Origin of the sequence: Pseudomonas sp. UBA6323, from assembly GCF_002439135.1 — a bacterium.
Classification (GTDB): Bacteria; Pseudomonadota; Gammaproteobacteria; order Pseudomonadales; family Pseudomonadaceae; genus Aquipseudomonas.
Map to the genome: position 1 here is coordinate 66,664 of NZ_DJSX01000050.1, position 13,366 is coordinate 80,029.

The window sequence follows — 13,366 nt, forward strand, 5'->3', positions numbered from 1 at the left end:
CTCACGCTGACTCACGGGTCAGGCGGGATTTTTCTCGGGCGGCACTTTACCGGATTGCGTGCGGTTCAGGCAGTCTCGATTGGCGGAAAACTCTTCACCAGATCGTCAAGCTGCTTGAGCTGGCTGAGGAACGGCTCCAGCTTGTTCAGCCGCAAGGCACAGGGGCCGTCGCACTTGGCGTTTTCCGGGTCCGGATGCGCCTCGAGGAACAGACCAGCCAGGCCCTGGCTCATGCCGGCCTTGGCCAGGTCGGTGACCTGAGCACGGCGGCCGCCGGCGGAGTCGGCACGGCCACCCGGCATCTGCAGCGCGTGAGTCACGTCGAAGAACACCGGGTACTCGAACTGCTTCATGATGCCGAAGCCGAGCATGTCCACCACCAGGTTGTTGTAACCGAAGGAGGAACCGCGCTCGCAGAGGATCAGTTGATCATTACCGGCCTCTTCGCACTTGGTCAGGATGTGCTTCATTTCCTGCGGAGCGAGGAACTGCGCCTTCTTGATGTTGATCACCGCACCGGTCTTGGCCATGGCCACCACCAGATCGGTCTGCCGCGAGAGGAAGGCCGGCAACTGGATGATGTCGCACACTTCGGCCACGGCAGCGGCCTGATGCGGCTCGTGGACGTCGGTGATCACCGGCACGCCGAAGGTCTTCTTCACTTCCTCGAAGATCTTCATGCCCTCTTCCAGGCCAGGGCCGCGGAAGGAGGTGACGGAGGAACGGTTGGCCTTGTCGAAGCTGGCCTTGAACACATAGGGGATGCCGAGCTTCTCGGTTACCCGCACGTACTCCTCGCAGGCCTGCATGGCCAGGTCACGCGACTCGAGCACGTTGATGCCGCCGAACAGCACGAACGGCTTGTCGTTGGCGATCTCGATATCGCGAACCTTGATGATCTTCTGCGCCATGGGTCAGACCTTCTTCGCTTTCTGCGCCAGCGCAGCGTTGACGAAACCGCTGAACAGCGGGTGACCGTCACGCGGCGTGGAGGTGAATTCCGGGTGGAACTGGCAAGCGACGAACCACGGATGATCCGGCGCCTCGACCACTTCCACCAGCGCGCCATCGCCAGAGCGGCCAGTGACCTTCAGGCCAGCCTCGGTCAGCTTCGGCAACAGGTTGTTGTTCACTTCGTAACGGTGACGGTGACGCTCGACGATCACGTCCTTGCCATAGCAGTCGCGCACCTTGGAGCCGGCCTGCAGCTGGCAGTCCTGCGCCCCCAGGCGCATGGTGCCGCCCAGGTCGGAGTTCTCGCTGCGCTGCTCGACGCTGCCTGCAGCGTCCTGCCATTCGGTGATCAGGCCGACCACCGGGTGCTGGCTGGCCATGTCGAATTCGGTGGAGTTGGCATCGGTCCAGCCCACCACGTTACGGGCATATTCGATGACCGCGACCTGCATGCCGAGGCAGATACCCAGGTAAGGAATCTTATTCTCGCGAGCGTACTGCACGGTCTTGATCTTGCCTTCCACGCCACGCAGACCGAAGCCGCCCGGGACCAGGATGGCATCGACGTCTTCGAGCAGGCCGGTGCCCTGGTTCTCGATATCTTCGGAGTCGATATAACGCAGGTTGACCTTGGTGCGGTTCTGGATGCCGGCGTGGCTCATCGCTTCGATCAGAGACTTGTACGCATCGAGCAGCTCCATGTACTTGCCGACCATGGCGATGGTGACTTCTTTCTCCGGATTGAGCTTGGCATCGACCACGCGATCCCACTCGGACAGGTCGGCGCCGCCGCACTCCAGGCCGAAACGCTCGACGACGAAGTCATCCAGGCCCTGAGCGTGCAGCACGCCCGGAATCTTGTAGATGGTGTCGACGTCTTCCAGACTGATCACCGCACGCTCTTCGACGTTGGTGAACAGGGCGATCTTGCGGCGCGAGGACACATCGATCGGATGGTCGGAGCGGCACACCAGCACGTCCGGCTGCAGGCCGATGGAGCGCAGCTCCTTGACCGAATGCTGGGTCGGCTTGGTCTTGGTCTCGCCGGCAGTGGCGATGTACGGCACCAGGGTCAGGTGCATCAGCATGGCGCGCTTGGCGCCCACTTCCACGCGAAGCTGGCGGATGGCTTCGAGGAACGGCTGCGACTCGATGTCACCCACAGTGCCGCCGATTTCCACCAGGGCCACGTCGGCATCGCCGGCGCCCTTGATGATGCGACGCTTGATTTCGTCGGTGATGTGCGGAATGACCTGGATGGTTGCCCCCAGGTAGTCACCACGGCGCTCCTTGCGCAGTACGTCTTCGTAAACGCGGCCGGTGGTGAAGTTGTTGCTTTTGCTCATCGTGGTGCGGATGAAGCGCTCGTAGTGACCCAGGTCGAGGTCGGTCTCGGCGCCGTCGTGGGTGACGAACACCTCACCGTGCTGGAACGGGCTCATGGTGCCCGGATCGACGTTGATGTAAGGGTCCAGCTTGAGCATGGTGACCTTCAGGCCCCGCGCCTCCAGGATGGCCGCCAGTGAAGCCGAGGCGATGCCTTTCCCCAATGAAGAAACAACACCACCCGTGACGAAGATGTAGCGCGTCATGAAAAACCCTAGAAGTCTGCGTTTAAGCGGTCAGTGCCGCCGGGGAAAGCGAAGGAGCGCCATCGACAACACAATGGCAAGCTCGCCAAGCTCCCTGAGGGAGTCGGCAAAAGCTGTAGTAAGACGGGAGCGTAGTCTACCCGAAAGGCCTTACCAGCTCAAACCTTGCTCGCCGATAGGCGGTGACCAGTGAAGACGCACCCCGCTCGCCGCCATTTCTGACGATTGCGTCAGGTTCGCCAGCGCAATCAGCTCATCGCCATCGAACAATAGCGGCAGGCGCGGACGCACGAATGCCGGCACGCGCATTTCATTGAGCAGGCGCTTGAGATCACGCCTGCCGCGCCCCGGCACCCGCAGCGACTCCCCACCTTGACGGTAGCGTAGCTGCCAGCGACCCTGCGCCAGCTCGCCAGACAAATGCACCTGACCATTATCGGGAAGCTCGACTGGCTCGCCAGACGCAGGGCATGGCAGATCCAGTGGCTGCAGCGGCTTCAGCCAGTCGCCACTGAGCCACCACAAGCGGCCATCGGCGCGGTGCAAGTCGCCATCGGCCAGTTTCCAGACCGGCGTCGCATCCGCGGCGGCATCGCGCAGATCGTACCAGCCAGCCCAGTGATCGCTGTCCGGCATGCGGGTAAGCGGCGCCAGCCAATGGCGCAGCAGGTTGCGTTGCCGCGCATCGCTCAGCGCGGTCACTGCCGCAAGGTCCAGAGAAGGCAAAGGCAACCAGGGAAATGCGCAAGCGCCACGCGCAGCAAGCAGGTCCATCTCGGCCAATTCACTGAGCAGTAGCTGAGCCTCACCCAGGTGCCCAGCGCCGCGCGCAAGACTTGCAGCAGCCTGCGGCCAGCGCTCGGCCAGCAGCGGCATCACCTGCCTGCGCAGGAAATTGCGACTGAAACGCTCGTCGGCATTGCTAGGGTCCTCGACCCAAACCAGACCACGACTTTGCGCGTAAGCCTGCAACTCGGCGCGCGAACAGTCGAGCAGTGGCCGCACCAGCCTGCCCGGCCCCAGCGGCCGACTGGCCGGCATGGCAGCCAGCCCGCGCACCCCTGCCCCGCGCAGCAGACGAAATAGCAGGGTTTCGGCCTGATCGTCGCGATGCTGGGCACTGAGCAGCACCTCGCCCGGCCCCAGCCGCTCACTGAATACCGCATAACGCGCGTTCCGCGCAGCCTGCTCCAGGCTCGCCCCCGGCGTCACCCGTACCTTGACGATCTCCAGAGGAATATCCAGGCGCGCACAAAACTGCGCGCAATGCTCAGGCCAGGCATCGGCCGTCGGCTGCAGGCCATGATGGACATGAATCGCGGACAGCGCTGGCAGCTTCTCGTGTCTCGCCCAGGCGGCAAGCAGATGCAGCAGCACGCTGGAATCCAGGCCACCGGAGAAGGCGATACGCCAGACAGGAGCCGTGCGCCACGACTGAAGGGCCTGGCGCAGGCGAGTGGTGAGATCGGTCATTGGCCAAGCTTAAACAACAATGGGCCCGAAGGCCCATTGAGATATGCGCTGAGAGAACTCAGGCGATGCCGTAGCTCATCAGGCGGTCGTAACGGCGCTTGAGCAGCGCGTCGGTATCGTGTTCCTGCAGGCTGGCCAGTTGCTTGGTCAGCTCCTGGCGGATCGACTCCGAGGCGGCGGCAGGATCGCGGTGCGCGCCGCCCAGCGGCTCAGCGATCACCTGATCGACGATACCCAGATCCTTCAGGCGCTCGGCGGTGATGCCCATGGCCTCGGCAGCATCCGGCGCCTTCTCGGCGGTACGCCAGAGAATCGAGGCGCAACCTTCCGGCGAGATCACCGAATAGGTGGAGTACTGCAGCATGTTCAGCTGGTCGCAGACGCCGATGGCCAGCGCACCGCCAGAACCGCCCTCGCCGATGACGGTGGCGATGATCGGGGTTTTCAGACGGGCCATCACGCGCAGGTTCCAGGCGATGGCCTCGCTCTGGCCACGCTCCTCGGCATCGATACCCGGGTAGGCACCGGGGGTGTCGATGAAGGTGAGGATCGGCATCTTGAAGCGCTCGGCCATTTCCATCAGGCGGCAGGCCTTGCGATAGCCCTCAGGGCGCGGCATGCCGAAGTTGCGGCGCACCTTCTCGCGCACCTCACGGCCCTTCTGGTGACCGATGATCATCACCGGCTGATCGCCCAGGCGCGCAACGCCACCGACGATGGCAGCGTCGTCGGAGAAGTGACGGTCGCCGTGCAATTCATCGAACTCGGTGAAGATGTGCTGGATGTAGTCCAGGGTATAGGGGCGGCGCGGGTGGCGCGCGAGCTGCGCGATCTGCCAGCTGGTCAGGTTGCCGAAGATGCTTTCGGTCAGGGCGCTGCTCTTGTCCTGCAGGCGGGCAATCTCGTCGCCGATGTTCAGCGCGTTGTCATTGCCAACCAGGCGTAGCTCTTCGATCTTGGCTTGCAGGTCGGCGATCGGCTGTTCGAAATCGAGGAAATTCGGGTTCATAGTCATCCGTCTTGCGTCGACGGCCAAGTGGCCGGGGAGCTGTATCCATTAGGCGCCCTACCTTAAGGGATGGGGCGCAGCGGGTCGACACCCTTGGGTGCCTTTGCTGTCACGAAGAGGAATTTTCCTCTCGCATATCAGCGGTAGTGCAAAAAGACGTTGTCGCGCCCGAACTGGTCACGCAATGCCTGAATCAAAGTGTCCGCCGGGTCGATTCGCCAGGCATCGCCGAATTGAAGCAAGGCGCGTGCCTCCTCGCCACTGTAGTCGACGGTCACCGGGCAGGCGCCCTTGTGCTTGCTGCACAACTCGGCCAGCCAGCGCAGGCGATCACCCTTGAGCGCTTCACAGGCGACCTTAACGCGCAGGCTATCGGCCAGGCCGGTACGGGCCTCTTCCAGGCTCATCACGCGCTTGGCGCGCAGACGCAAACCACCGGAGAAGTCGTCGTTGCTGACTTCACCTTCGACCACCACCAGCGCATCGTTCTGCAGCAGCGCCTGGTTGCTGGCGAAGGCATCGGCGAACAGCGAGGCTTCGATACGCCCGGAGCGGTCATCGAGGGTGATGAAGCCCATCTTGTCGCCCTTCTTGTTCTTCATCACTCGCAGGTTGACGATCATCCCGGCGATGGTCTGGGTATCGCGTGCAGGCTTCAACTCGACGATACGCTGGCGGGCGAAGCGGCGAATCTCACCTTCGTATTCGTCGATGGGGTGACCGGACAGGTAGATGCCCAGGGTGTCCTTCTCGCCTTTCAGGCGTTCCTTGATCGGCAGCTCACGGGCCTTGCGGTGGTTGGCATAGACGTCCGCCTCGGGCTCGGCGAACAGGCCGCCGAACAGATCCATATGGCCGCTCTCGGCGCTGCGTGCGGTCTGTTCGGCGGACTGCACGGCCTCCTCCATGGACGCCAGCAGCACGGCGCGGTTCTTGTCCACGCTGGCCTGATAGGCCTTGAGCTCGTCCTGGTAGTAGGGGCCGAGACGGTCCAGCGCACCGCTGCGGATCAGTGCTTCGAGGGTGCGTTTGTTGATGCGCTTGAGGTCGACGCGGTTGCAGAAGTCGAACAGGTCCTTGAACGGCCCACCTTCGGCACGGCATTCGACGATGGCCTCGACCGGGCCCTCGCCCACGCCCTTGACCGCACCGAGGCCATAGACGATACGGCCGTCGTCGTTGACGGTGAACTTGAACTCGGAGACGTTCACGTCCGGCGGATCGATGCGCAACTTCATGTTGCGGCACTCTTCCACCAGGATCACCACCTTGTCGGTGTTGTGCATGTCCGCCGAGAGCACCGCGGCCATGAACGGCGCGGGGTAATGCGCCTTGAGCCAGGCTGTCTGGTAGGACACCAGTCCGTAGGCGGCGGAGTGCGACTTGTTAAAGCCGTAGCCGGCGAACTTCTCCACCAGATCGAAGATGTTACCTGCCAGGTCGGCGTCGATATTGTTGTTGGCGCAACCTTCGATGAAGCCGCCACGCTGCTTGGCCATTTCCTCGGGCTTCTTCTTGCCCATGGCGCGACGCAGCATGTCCGCCTGGCCCAGGGTGTAACCGCCCATGACCTGAGCGATCTGCATCACCTGCTCCTGATACAGGATGATGCCGTAAGTGGGCTTGAGCACCGGCTCCAGACCGGCGTACTGGTAGTCCGGGTGCGGATAGGACAGCTCGGCGCGACCGTGTTTACGGTTGATGAAGTCGTCCACCATGCCGGACTGCAGCGGACCGGGGCGGAACAGCGCCACCAGTGCGATCATGTCTTCCAGGCAGTCGGGCTTGAGCTTCTTGATCAGCTCTTTCATGCCGCGCGATTCGAGCTGGAAGACCGCGGTGGTCTCGGCCTTCTGCAGCATGGCGTAGGTCGGCTTGTCATCGAGCGGGATGAAGTCGATGTTGACCAGTTCTTCGTCCGAGGCGCCATCGCGCTTCTGGATGCGGTGGATGGTCTCCATCGCCCACTTGATGATGGTCAGGGTACGCAGACCGAGGAAGTCGAACTTGACCAGGCCGGCCTGCTCGACGTCGTCCTTGTCGAACTGGGTCACCAGGCCGCCGCCCTCCTCGTCACAGGCGATCGGCGAGAAGTCGGTGAGCTTGGTCGGCGCTATCACCACACCACCGGCGTGCTTGCCGGTACCGCGCACCACGCCTTCGAGCTTAAGCGACATGTCCCAGATTTCGGCGGCTTCTTCGTCGTTCTTGAGGAACTCGCGCAGCGGCTCCTCCATCTCGAAAGCCTTCTCCAGGGTCATGCCCACTTCGAAGGGAATCATCTTCGACAGACGGTCGGCCAGGCCGTAGGACTTGCCCTGCGCCCGCGCCACGTCGCGCACCACCGCCTTGGCCGCCATCGAGCCGAAGGTGATGATCTGGCTGACCGCGTTGCGCCCGTACTTCTCGGCCACGTAGTCGATCACCCGGTCGCGGCCGTCCATGCAGAAGTCGACGTCGAAGTCGGGCATGGAAATCCGCTCGGGGTTGAGGAAGCGTTCGAACAGCAGGTCATAGGCCAACGGATCGAGGTCGGTGATCTTCAATACGTAGGCCACCAGCGAGCCGGCACCCGACCCACGGCCAGGGCCGACCGGCACGCCGTTGTTCTTGGCCCACTGGATGAAGTCCATCACGATCAGGAAGTAACCGGGGAAACCCATCTGGATGATGATGTCGAGTTCGAAGTTGAGACGGTCGATATAGACCTGCTTCTTCGCCTCGTAATCCGGCGTGTCCTTGGGCAGCAGCACTTCGAGACGCTCGTCCAGGCCCTCGAACGAGGCATGCCGCAGGTAGTCGTCGATGCCCATGCCGTTCGGCGTGGGGAAGTCCGGCAGGAAGTACTTGCCGAGCTGCACGTCGATGTTGCAACGCTTGGCGATCTCGACGGTGTTCTCCAGTGCTTCTGGCAGATCGGAGAACAGCTCCCACATTTCCTCGGCGCTTTTCAGGTACTGCTGATCAGAGTAATTGCGCGGTCGACGCGGGTCGTCGAGGGTACGGCCTTCACCGATGCAGACGCGGGTTTCGTGGGCTTCGAAGTCGTCCTGCTTGATGAAACGCACGTCGTTGGTGGCCACCAGCGGCGCCTCGATGCGATCAGCCAGGGCCACGGCCGCATGCAGGTATTCCTCGTCACCGACACGGCTGGTGCGCTGCACCTCCAGATAGAAGCGATCCGGGAACACCGCCATCCACTCGCGCAGGCGCGTCTCCGCCAATGCTTCATCGCCAGCCAGCAACGCCAGGCCGACTTCGCCTTCGCGCGCACCGGACAGGGCGATCAGGCCCTCGGCGGCGTCCTTGACCCAGTCGCGCTGAATGATCACCAGGTCGTTGCTCTGCCCCTCGGCCCAGCCGCGGGAGATCAGCTCGGTGAGATTGCGGTAACCCTTGGCGTTCATCGCCAGCAGGGTCAGGCGCGTCAGCGGGCCATCCTCCTCGGCACTGGCCAACCAGATGTCGGCGCCGCATATCGGCTTGACACCGGCGCCCATGGCCGTCTTGTAGAACTTCACCAGCGAGCACATGTTGCTCATGTCGGTGACGGCCACCGCCGGCATACCGGCCCCGGCCACGGCCTTGATCAGGGGTTTGACCCGCACCAGACCATCGACCAGGGAGTATTCGGTGTGCAGACGCAGGTGGACGAAAGCTTGGGTCATGAAGGGCCTTGCAGATGAAAACGACAAAGCGCGGATTGTAGCCTAAGAGGGTCTGGCTTAGGGCCAGAGCTTCAGATCGTGGCTACGATGCAATCCGCGACGACAGGCTCGAGCAGCGCACGCACCGGCGCGAAGGAGCGCCGATGAATCGGCGTCGGCCCCAGGCGCTGCAGCGCGTCAAGGTGAACGGGCGTAGGGTAGCCCTTGTGGCCGGCGATGCCGTAGCCAGGATAGAGGCGGTCCATCTCGACCATTTCGCGGTCGCGGCTGACCTTGGCCAGGATCGACGCCGCGGCGATCGCCGGCACCCGCCCATCACCCTTGATCACCGGCGCACTCGGCACGGCCAGTTTGGGGCAACGGTTGCCGTCGATCAGCGCCAGCCTGGGCGTCACACTCAAGCCCTCGACGGCACGCTGCATGGCCAGCATAGTGGCATGCAGAATATTCAGGCGGTCGATCTCCTCCACCTCGGCGCGGGCGATGCACCAGGCCAGGGCCTTTTCGCGAATCTCGTCGAAAAGCACTTCGCGGCGCAGCTCGGTGAGCTTCTTCGAGTCGTTCAGGCCGAGAATCGGCCGCGCCGGATCGAGGATCACCGCAGCCGTGACCACCGCGCCGCAGAGCGGGCCACGGCCGACTTCGTCGACACCGGCGACCAGCTCCTCGACCAGGGTGAAATCGAGCCCCTGCTGCATCAGTCGCGCCCCGCCAGCTTGAGCACGGCATCAGCCGCCGACACCGAAGCATCGCGGCGCAGTGCGCGATGGATCACGTCGAAGCCTTCGGTCTGTACCTGGCCACCGTCGATCAGTGGCGCCACGGCCTGGGCCAGCGCCTCTGGCGTCGCCGCGTCCTGAATCAGCTCGGGCACCAGCAGGCGCTCGGCCAGCAGGTTGGGCAGCGAGATATAGGGGCTTTTCACCAGGCGCTTGAGAATGCGATAGGTCATGGGCGCCACACGGTAAGCCACCACCATCGGGCGCTTGTACAGCAGCGCCTCCAGGGTCGCGGTACCCGACGCGATCAGCACCGCATCGCAGGCCGCCAGCGCCTCATGGGAACGGCCGTTGAGCAAGGTCAACGGCAGGTCACGTCCGGCCAGCATCTGCTCCAGCTGCTCGCGACGCTCGGGCGTGGCGCAAGGCAGAAGGAAGCGCACGCCTGGGCGAAGTGAACGCAGACGAATTGCGGCGTCGAGGAAAAGCTCACCGAGGCGCGCAACCTCACCGCCACGACTGCCCGGCATCAAGGCCACAACGGGCTCGTCCTGCGGCAGATCCAGCGCTTCGCGTGCAGCGGCGCGGTCTGCCTGCTGCGGAATGGCATCGGCCAGAGGGTGACCGACGAAGCGCACCGGCACCTGATGTTCATCGTAGAACTGCGCTTCGAACGGAAACAGGGTCAGCATCAGGTCGCAGGCTTCACGAATCTTCAGCACGCGCTTCTGCCGCCAGGCCCAGACCGAGGGGCTGACGTAATGCACGGTCTTGATCCCGGCACGGCGCAGCTTGAGTTCCAGGCCAAGGTTGAAATCAGGCGCATCGATGCCGATGAACACATCCGGCTTGGCGGCGATCAGATCACGCGCCAACTGGCGGCGACGGCCGAGCAGTTCGAACAGGCGGCCGAGTACTTCGACCAGGCCCATGACCGCCAGACGTTCCATCGGGAAATAGGATTTCAGGCCCTCGGCTTCCATGCGCGAACCGCCGACGCCGATGAATTCGGCATCCGGGTAGCGCTGCTTGATGGCCTGCATCAGGCCGGAACCGAGGATGTCACCGGACGCCTCACCGGCGACCAGTGCGACGCGAAGAGGTCTGCTCATAAGAATCAGCGGGTGATGCCGCGAGTAGAGGCCTGGATGGAATCGCGGAAGATCGCCACTTCGGGGAACTGCGCAGCGGACTCGGCCAGCTCGCTCAGCGCCAGCTCCACCGTCAACCCCTGGCGATAGACCAGCTTGTACGCCTTGCGCAATGCAGCGATGGCTTCGGCCGAGAACCCACGGCGGCGCATGCCTTCGAAATTCATGCTGCGCGCCTCGGCCGGGTTACCGAACACCGTGACGAAGGCCGGTACGTCCTTGCCGATGGCAGTGCCCATGCCGGAGAAGCTGTGTGCGCCGATGCGGCAGAACTGGTGCACCAGGGTGTAACCGGACAGGATTGCCCAGTCGTCGACCCAAACGTGGCCAGCCAGCGCGGTGTTGTTGACCAGGATGCAGTGATTGCCGATCACGCTGTCGTGACCGATGTGGGCGTAGGCCATGATCAGGTTGTGATCGCCGATGGTGGTTTCGCCACGATCCTGCACGGTGCCACGGTGAATGGTGACGCCTTCACGAATGGTGTTGTGATCGCCGATCACCAGGCGCGTCGCCTCGCCCTTGTATTTAAGGTCTGGCGTGTCTTCACCGACCGACGAAAACTGATAGATGCGATTATGCTTGCCGATTACGGTCGGCCCCTTGAGCACTACGTGCGGGCCGATGACTGTACCCTCGCCGATTTCCACATCGGGCCCGACAATGCTCCACGGGCCGACGACGACGTCGTCGGCCAATCTGGCACTGGGGTCGATGATCGCGCGAGGGTCAATCGAACTCATAGCTTGCGTTCCGCGCAGATGATTTCAGCGGAGCAGACTTCCTTGCCATCGACCGTGGCACGGCATTCGAATTTCCAGATGCTGCGGCGGTCGCTCAGGTACTTGGCTTCCAGCGTGAGCTGATCGCCCGGCAGCACCGGCGAGCGGAAACGCAGCTTGTCGGAGCCGACAAAATAATACAGGGTGCCGTCGGCCGGCTTCACGCCCATCATCTTGAAGCCGAGGATTCCGGCTGCCTGCGCCATGGCCTCGATGATCAGAACGCCCGGCATGATCGGATGCTCGGGGAAGTGACCGTTGAAGAACGGCTCATTGATGCTGACATTCTTATAGGCGCGAATCTGCTTGCCTTCGACGTCCAGGTCCACCACACGATCCACCAGCAGGAACGGATAGCGGTGCGGCAAATATTCACGAATTTCGTTGATGTCCATCATGTCCGGTTAAGCCTGTAAGAAAAGAAAAGAGCACGGTCATGCCGTGCTCAGGCATCAGATGAGACGTTTGCCGTCTGGGTCACGGCGGCCAGCTGTTTTTCCAGCTCGCGCAGACGCTTGGCCATCTCGTCCAACTGACGAATACGGGCTGCGCTCTTCTTCCACTCGCCCGCTGGTTGCATGGCGGTACCGGAAGAATAGGCGCCCGGCTCGGTGATCGAACGGGTCACCATGGTCATCCCGGTGACGAACACGTTGTCGCACACCTCGATATGGCCGACCATGCCCACACCACCGGCGATCATGCAGTTCCTGCCAATCTTGGTGCTGCCGGAAATCCCGCAGCAGCCGGCCATGGCGGTGTTGTCGCCGATCTGCACGTTGTGCGCGATCATGATCTGGTTATCCAGCTTCACGCCATTGCCGATCAGGGTGTCGGACAGCGCACCGCGATCGACCGTGGTATTGGCACCGATCTCGACGTCATCGCCGATGATCACCCCACCGATCTGCGCGATCTTCTGCCAGACGCCCTTCTCGTTGGCGAAACCGAAGCCCTCGCCACCGATCACCGCGCCGGACTGGATCACCACACGCTTGCCGATCTGCACGTCGTGGTACAGCGTCACGCGTGGCGCCAGCCAGCCGCCATCACCGATCACGCTGCGAGCACCGACCACGCAATGGGCACCGACGCTGACCTCGGCACCGATACGCGCACCGCTCTCGATCACCGCATAGGGACCGATACTGGCACTCGAATCGACAACGGCGTCGTCGGCGACGTACGCGGTGGCATGAATGCCCGCGGCCGCCTTGGGCTTGCGATCGAACAGATGGGAAAGCTGGGCGTAAGCCAAATACGGGTTGGCAACGATCAAGGCATCGCCAGCGTAGCCTTCGGCATCGGCTGCGGTCAGCAGCACGGCGCCGGCCTGAGTCTGCGCCAGATGCTTGCGATACTGGGCATTGGCCAGGAAGCTCAACTGTTCGGGCCTGGCCTCCTGTAAGGTGGCCAGGCCCGTGATGACCTTAGCTTCAGCGCCACGCAAGGTGGCGCCCAGGCGCTCGGCCAACTGGCCGAGAGTAACTGTCACAGTCATGCTCAACGCATCTGGTTCATGCGCTCGATGACTTGGCGAGTGATGTCGTACTGAGGTTTGACATCAATCACCGCGCCGCGCTCGAGCACCAGGTCGAAGTTACCGTTCTTGATCACTTCCTCGACGGCCTTGTCCAGGTTCGGCTTGAGCTTGGCCAGCATTTCACGGTCAGCGACGGCCTTGGCTTCGTTCAGCTCCTTGGACTGGAACTGGAAATCACGAGCCTTCTGCTTGAACTCGAGCTCGAGACGCTCGCGCTCAGCCTGCTGCATCTTCTCGCCATCCTTGACCATGCGATCCTGAATGCGCTTGGCATCGCTTTCCAGGGTCTTGAGCTTGTTCAACTGCGGGCCGAACTTCTTCTCGGCATCGACCGCGTAGCGCTTGGCCGCATCCGACTCGAGCAGCGCCATCTGATAGTTCAGCACGGCCACCTTCATCTCGGCGAACGCCGGAGTGGCGATCAGGGCGGCGGTGAACAGAACCAGTTGAGTCAACTTACGCACAATGCACTCCT

At 62.9% G+C, this 13,366-nt stretch carries 11 protein-coding genes; all 11 read right to left on the reverse strand.

Annotation, left to right across the window (positions count from 1 at the left end):
- Window positions 1-65 precede the first annotated feature (65 nt).
- The 11 genes from kdsA to B3P22_RS11835 all read right to left on the reverse strand — a co-directional run bounded on the left by kdsA (window position 66) and on the right by B3P22_RS11835 (window position 13,355).
- Window positions 66-911 (reverse strand): 3-deoxy-8-phosphooctulonate synthase, encoded by an 846-nt coding sequence (gene kdsA / locus B3P22_RS11785; RefSeq protein WP_275547327.1) that lies wholly within the window; start codon window positions 909-911, stop codon window positions 66-68.
- A 3-nt stretch (window positions 912-914) separates the two neighbouring features.
- Entirely contained in the window at window positions 915-2,546 is a 1,632-nt protein-coding gene (locus B3P22_RS11790; RefSeq protein ID WP_296271087.1) for a CTP synthase, read from the reverse strand.
- Window positions 2,547-2,696: 150 nt separating this feature from the next.
- Window positions 2,697-4,019, reverse strand: a complete 1,323-nt coding sequence (gene tilS, locus B3P22_RS11795) for a tRNA lysidine(34) synthetase TilS (protein ID WP_296271088.1) — start codon at window positions 4,017-4,019, stop codon at window positions 2,697-2,699.
- Between the two features lie 58 nt (window positions 4,020-4,077).
- Window positions 4,078-5,028 (reverse strand): acetyl-CoA carboxylase carboxyltransferase subunit alpha, encoded by a 951-nt coding sequence (locus tag B3P22_RS11800; RefSeq protein WP_275547329.1) that lies wholly within the window; start codon window positions 5,026-5,028, stop codon window positions 4,078-4,080.
- A gap of 137 nt (window positions 5,029-5,165) precedes the next feature.
- Window positions 5,166-8,696 (reverse strand): DNA polymerase III subunit alpha, encoded by a 3,531-nt coding sequence (dnaE, locus tag B3P22_RS11805; RefSeq protein ID WP_296271089.1) that lies wholly within the window; start codon window positions 8,694-8,696, stop codon window positions 5,166-5,168.
- A gap of 71 nt (window positions 8,697-8,767) precedes the next feature.
- Complete coding sequence (gene rnhB, locus B3P22_RS11810) at window positions 8,768-9,394, reverse strand: ribonuclease HII (RefSeq protein WP_296271090.1); 627 nt, start codon at window positions 9,392-9,394, stop codon at window positions 8,768-8,770.
- The gene (gene lpxB / locus B3P22_RS11815) at window positions 9,394-10,527 is read right to left on the reverse strand and encodes a lipid-A-disaccharide synthase (protein WP_296271091.1); all 1,134 of its coding nucleotides are present in this window, start codon (window positions 10,525-10,527) and stop codon (window positions 9,394-9,396) included. The genes rnhB and lpxB overlap by 1 nt, the downstream gene beginning before the upstream one ends.
- Before the next feature lie 5 nt (window positions 10,528-10,532).
- Window positions 10,533-11,309 carry an acyl-ACP--UDP-N-acetylglucosamine O-acyltransferase gene (gene lpxA / locus B3P22_RS11820; RefSeq protein ID WP_296271092.1) on the reverse strand — a complete coding sequence of 259 codons (777 nt, stop codon included), beginning with the start codon at window positions 11,307-11,309 and terminating at the stop codon, window positions 10,533-10,535.
- Window positions 11,306-11,746: a 3-hydroxyacyl-ACP dehydratase FabZ gene (fabZ, locus tag B3P22_RS11825; protein ID WP_003244215.1), complete on the reverse strand. Its 441-nt coding sequence runs from the start codon at window positions 11,744-11,746 to the stop codon at window positions 11,306-11,308. Before fabZ ends, lpxA begins: the two co-directional genes overlap by 4 nt.
- A gap of 47 nt (window positions 11,747-11,793) precedes the next feature.
- The gene (gene lpxD, locus B3P22_RS11830; protein ID WP_296271093.1) at window positions 11,794-12,855 is read right to left on the reverse strand and encodes a UDP-3-O-(3-hydroxymyristoyl)glucosamine N-acyltransferase; all 1,062 of its coding nucleotides are present in this window, start codon (window positions 12,853-12,855) and stop codon (window positions 11,794-11,796) included.
- Window positions 12,852-13,355 (reverse strand): OmpH family outer membrane protein, encoded by a 504-nt coding sequence (locus B3P22_RS11835; protein ID WP_197857846.1) that lies wholly within the window; start codon window positions 13,353-13,355, stop codon window positions 12,852-12,854. The genes lpxD and B3P22_RS11835 overlap by 4 nt, the downstream gene beginning before the upstream one ends.
- Window positions 13,356-13,366: the final 11 nt, after the last annotated feature.

What these genes read in the sequence shown, in the direction of transcription:
- tilS (WP_296271088.1), bottom strand. Translation starts at nt 4,019, where the DNA reads ATGACCGATCTCACCACTCGCCTGCGCCAGGCCCTTCAGTCGTGGCGC.
- kdsA (WP_275547327.1), bottom strand. Translation starts at nt 911, where the DNA reads ATGGCGCAGAAGATCATCAAGGTTCGCGATATCGAGATCGCCAACGAC.
- B3P22_RS11800 (WP_275547329.1), bottom strand. Translation starts at nt 5,028, where the DNA reads ATGAACCCGAATTTCCTCGATTTCGAACAGCCGATCGCCGACCTGCAA.
- lpxA (WP_296271092.1), bottom strand. Translation starts at nt 11,309, where the DNA reads ATGAGTTCGATTGACCCTCGCGCGATCATCGACCCCAGTGCCAGATTG.
- B3P22_RS11790 (WP_296271087.1), bottom strand. Translation starts at nt 2,546, where the DNA reads ATGACGCGCTACATCTTCGTCACGGGTGGTGTTGTTTCTTCATTGGGG.
- rnhB (WP_296271090.1), bottom strand. Translation starts at nt 9,394, where the DNA reads ATGCAGCAGGGGCTCGATTTCACCCTGGTCGAGGAGCTGGTCGCCGGT.
- fabZ (WP_003244215.1), bottom strand. Translation starts at nt 11,746, where the DNA reads ATGATGGACATCAACGAAATTCGTGAATATTTGCCGCACCGCTATCCG.
- lpxB (WP_296271091.1), bottom strand. Translation starts at nt 10,527, where the DNA reads ATGAGCAGACCTCTTCGCGTCGCACTGGTCGCCGGTGAGGCGTCCGGT.
- dnaE (WP_296271089.1), bottom strand. Translation starts at nt 8,696, where the DNA reads ATGACCCAAGCTTTCGTCCACCTGCGTCTGCACACCGAATACTCCCTG.